General features: G+C 65.8%; 2 protein-coding genes and 1 pseudogene. 1 reads left to right on the top strand and 2 read right to left on the bottom strand.

Annotated features, from left to right (window positions below; genetic code table 11):
* On the bottom strand, positions 1 to 1,258 hold a 1,258-nt coding region (locus I55_RS30515), incomplete at its 3' end, for an amidohydrolase family protein (protein ID WP_085940153.1).
* A 402-nt stretch (positions 1,259 to 1,660) separates the two neighbouring features.
* Between I55_RS30515 and I55_RS30510 the strand changes: the two genes are divergently transcribed.
* A complete protein-coding gene (locus tag I55_RS30510; RefSeq protein WP_044564493.1) occupies positions 1,661 to 4,000 on the top strand; it encodes a TonB-dependent receptor in 2,340 nt (779 codons plus the stop codon).
* A 233-nt stretch (positions 4,001 to 4,233) separates the two neighbouring features.
* Here I55_RS30510 and I55_RS37455 read toward each other — a convergent pair.
* A pseudogene (locus tag I55_RS37455) lies at positions 4,234 to 4,638 on the bottom strand (lipase); the annotation flags it as partial.

The following is a 4,638-nucleotide window of genomic DNA, read 5'->3' as shown; positions in this document are numbered from 1 at the left end:
GCGCGGCCATCAGCAGGGAAAGACTGTCGGACCTGGCGGCAACTGCATCATGGGACAGCGCGGCGTAGTCGACGCCCATGATGTCGGCCGGCGCGCCCGCCACGATGCGGCCGCCGCCATCGTCGCCGACGATGGTGCGGCGGCCAGTCTCCCACGCGCCCTTCAGAACATCCTGGGGCGATAGCGCGGGTCCGTCGCCCGGCGCGGCGCCGGCCAGGTGATAGGCCAGGCGCAATTCACGCAGCATGTCCTCGTCATCGTCCAGGGCCATTCCGTCCAGTCCGAAGGCGAGGGGGGTTCCGGTCCCCTTCAGCAGCCCCATGGGCGGCAGGCCGGACCGCAGGCGCAGGTTGGAAGAGGTGTTGACCACCACCGTGACGCCCCGGTCCGCCAGCAGGGCGCATTCATCCGGCCGCAGCCAGACGCCGTGCGCCACCGTCAGATTGGGGGACAGGAGGCCGATGGCGTCGAAGTGGCGGAGGATGCCATCGGGATAGCGCTGGTCCGCCCAGGCCCGCTGATGCCGCGTTTCCAACAGGTGCATATGCACGCGCCGGCCGTCGTCCTTGGCGGCGCGGGCGATGGCCGCCAGCGTGTCGGGCTGCACCCACTGGGGGCCGACGGGATGGTATTGCAGCGTGAACAGCGCATGCTCGAACGCGCGGGCCTGGTCCATCAGGGCCAGGTTGGTGGCGCAGTTCCGCATGCCGGCCTCCTGAGCCCGCAGTTGCGCGATCTCGTGCGCGTCCAGGTGCGCCGCCAGGGGTTCCAGATCCCCGTAGACAAAGGGGTTGGCGTCGAAGAACGGCCAGCAGAAGGCCACCCTGACGCCCACCTCCCGTGCCGCCCGCGACACCACCTCGGCCTCCGCCAGCAGGGTCTGGCTGCTTTGGGTGTTGTGGCAGTGGTTGAGGGCGCCGATGCCGGACAGCGCCATGCGGGAAAAGGCGGTGACGGCGCACTGGTGGATGTCCAGCGGCGGCTGGCGGGCCAGGTCGGGCAACCAGGTTTCCAGCGGCTGGTCGTTGGCGCCGAAGGCCAGGGTGCCCAGGCCGCGGCCATGGTCGTGGGCATTGGCCAGGGCGGGCATCAGCAGCAGCCGGGCTTCCCCGGATGACAGCCGGTCGGGGGGAATGGCCCGGACCTCACGGATGCGGCCATCGGCGGTGATGGTGATCTGATGCGGGCCTTCCGGCGCGTGGTCGGCGGAGCGGATCAGGCGCCCGGCCCGCAAGGTCACGGCATCGTGCTCTGGCATGATCAACCTTATGATTCCCGGCTGTTGGTCCCAGCCCGCGGCAGAGGGGCGTTAAGCTTATCGGAACCAGTTTGCCCTACGGTTGCCCGTTGCGCAGCGCCGCTGTGCACGCCCGGCAACGGCCGTCGGCCGTGGGTGGGGCGCACGGTTTTAGCAACGGGACGGTTCCGTTCTTGCAATGGCTTTGCCCGCCGTTTCCCCGGACGATGCTGACGACCGGGATTGAGAGCGCCGCTTAAAGGTTCACCAACCTCAATAGCAGATGCGATAGACCTTGATCCCGCCACGGGCAGTTGAAGTAACAAGCGTCAAGCTGACGGTCGGCGCGGGATGTTCGTCGATCACTGGTTGAAAACTAAAAATAAAAGGGAGCTTCAATGTTTCAGGTAAGGGGGACACTTAATGTCTGATTCCAATAAGCGAACCAACAAGCCGCTGCGCAACGGCGCTGGCGCCGCCTTCCTTGCTCTGTCGTGCGCATCCATGGCGCTGGTGGCCGGCCCGGGGATGGCCCAGGCCCAATCCCAGGCACCCGCCGACGCGGACGGCCTGACCGAGATCATCGTGACCGCGCAGCGTCGTGGCGAGAGCATCAGCAAGGTGCCGCTGTCCGTCGCCTCCATCAGCCAGGACCAGATGGACAAGGAGGGCATCCGCAAGATCGACGACATCGCCCGTGTCACGCCGGCGTTGCGCTTCGCGCCGTCAGCGGGCGTCACCGCGAACAACGGCACCAACATCTACATTCGCGGCCTGGCCTCGGACGTTGGCTCCGCCACGACCGCCATCTACATCGACGATACGCCCATCCAGATCCGTAACGTCGGCTACTACGGCGGCAACCCCTATCCCAAGGTGTTCGACCTGGAGCGGGTGGAGGTGCTGCGCGGGCCGCAGGGCACGCTGTTCGGCGCCGGTGCTGAAGGCGGCGCGGTGCGCTTCATCACTCCCCAGCCCAGCTTCGACAAGCTGGAGATTTATTCCCGGGCCGAGGTGGCCTCCACCTACAACGGTGCCGCCAGCTATGAGGCCGGTTCCGCCGTCGGCGGGCCGATTTCCGACACCCTGGCGATCCGCGCCAGCGCCTGGTACCAGCACAGCGGCGGCTATATCGACCAGCTGAAGCAGGGCACCAACACCGTCATCGACAAGGACGTCAACTTCAGCGACACGCGGGAGGCCCGTCTGGCCGCTTCCTGGCGGCCGATCGACGACCTGACCATCACGCCCAGCATCTATTACCAGATGGAAAAGTCCAACGCGCGCAGCGACTACTGGGAAGGCTACGGCAACACCAGCGACGCCGACTACAAGACGGGTGTCGCCAACCTGGAGCCGACCCGGGACCGCTTCACCATGCCGGCCCTGGCGATGAAGTACCGGTGGGACAACATCGACATCATCTCCAACACCTCCTACTTCGAGCGTCAGCAGGACCAGACGCTGGACTATGGCACCTACTTCTCCTTCCTGCGGTCGGGCAACCCCTTCGGCAGCTATTCCAATAAGTCCCTGTCCAACACCGCCGATTACCTGACGCTGAACCAGCGCAACCTGACGCAGGAACTGCGGGCGCAGTCTTACGACAACCAGTACGTGGACTGGACGGTCGGCGCCTTTTATTCGCGCACCCGGCAGTATTTCACCAACTACACCGGCTCGGGCCGCTTCCCCGGCGTGCTGGTCAACGGCTACAAGCAGTATGACAACCGCTACAGCTACGTGAACCTGGTCTCGGCCAACGACCATCAGTACGCTGGCTACGGCAGCGTCGACATCAAGCCGATGGAGGATCTGAAGATCACGCTGGCGGTACGCTACACCCTGGATGAGTTCAGCTTCACCGACACCAAGGACGGCCCCACCAACGCCGGTGTCCGCACCGTCAAGACGGTTGGGCAGAACGAGGGCGCCTGGACGCCGAAGGTCGGCGTGTCCTACCAGTTGGATACCGACCACATGCTGTACGCTTCCGCCACCGAGGGCTTCCGTCCCGGCGGCGCCCAGGCGGCGGTGGCCAGCGACTTCTGCGCCGGTGACCTGAAGACCCTGGGGCTGACCTCCAGCCCCACCGGCTATGAGTCCGACAACCTCTGGTCCTATGAGGGCGGCAGCAAGAACAAGCTGTTTGGCGGCATGATGAGCCTGGACGCCAGCGGCTACCTGCTGAAGTGGAAGAACATCCAGCAGTCCATCCGCCTGCCGACCTGCAGCTTCTCCTACATCTCCAACCTGGGCGAGGCCACCGGCAAGGGTGTGGAACTGTCCGCCGCCATTCGGCCCATGCACGGCCTGACCTTCGGGACGGAACTGGGCTATACCCACATCACCTATGACGAGAACATCTATGGCGGCAACAACCTGCTGCTGAAGGCGGCTGGCCAGCGTATCGGCGGGCCGCTGTGGTCGGGCCACGTCTATGGCGAAGGGGAGTTCCCGGTCAACGAGAACGTCGTCGGCTACCTCCGCGCCGACTACAGCTTCGCCAGCAAGAACATCCAGCAGAACACCCAGGGCACCTACGGCTATGACGCCGGCCTGTACGCCCTGGGGGCCACCAACTACCTGTCCCTGCGGGCCGGCGCGCGGTTCTCCGGCCTGGACCTGTCGCTGTTCGTCGACAACGTCACCAACTCCACCGACGTGCTGGCGCGCAACCACGACGGTGTCGGCGGCACGCTGTACTACGATCAGAGCTACCGTCCGCGCACCATCGGCCTGACGGCGCAATACCGGTACTGATGCGCATCGCCGCCGATCACGGTTGATCGGCGGCGACATCCACCGGCGGCGTGGGGACTGTTCCCACGCCGCCGCTCTTATCCAGGTTCCCCTGAGTTTTCCCGTAGGCTTGAAACTAAGGCGGCGGCATCCGCGATGGTGCCGCCGCCCTTCTTGTTTTTTCACAGGACGCATGGCCGCGCCCGGCGATTGAGGGAGGCCGTCGATCAGTCATGACCAACGGCCCAGAAAACTCAATCGTTGAAGGGAACGCCCGCCGCCGGCGTCTGCACGGGCCCCGGCGGGGTGATGTCCGCGCAGTTGCTTTTGGGTGTTTCACCCTCCAGCAGGGCTTGGACGAAGGGCAGGCTATCGGCCAGGGAGCCGTTGACGGCGCCGTTGTGGCTGAGGCCGGGGTAGGTGTGCCATTGCACGGCGGTGCCGGCGTCGCACATCGCCTTGACGGCGTTGTACTGGCCGGCGGTGCCCGCCATGCCGTCGGCCTGGCCGGTGCCGGCGAAGATGGGCACGGTCATCTTGGCGACCGGCAGGACGAAGTTGGGCTCCATGTCCGCGTCCAGCGGCTTCAGGTCCGGGACGAAGACCTCTTCCCCCGTCAGGCCCTTCTCTTTGGACAGGGCGAACAAGTCGTGCAGGCA

The sequence above is a fragment of the Azospirillum sp. B4 genome (assembly GCF_000333275.1).
Classification (GTDB): Bacteria; Pseudomonadota; Alphaproteobacteria; order Azospirillales; family Azospirillaceae; genus Nitrospirillum.
Note: the sequence above shows the minus strand (reverse complement) of the source record. Positions and strands in the feature narration are given on the sequence as shown.

Excerpts from the sequence above, each read along its gene's own strand:
- I55_RS30510 (WP_044564493.1), top strand. The coding sequence starts at position 1,661 with ATGTCTGATTCCAATAAGCGAACCAACAAGCCGCTGCGCAACGGCGCT.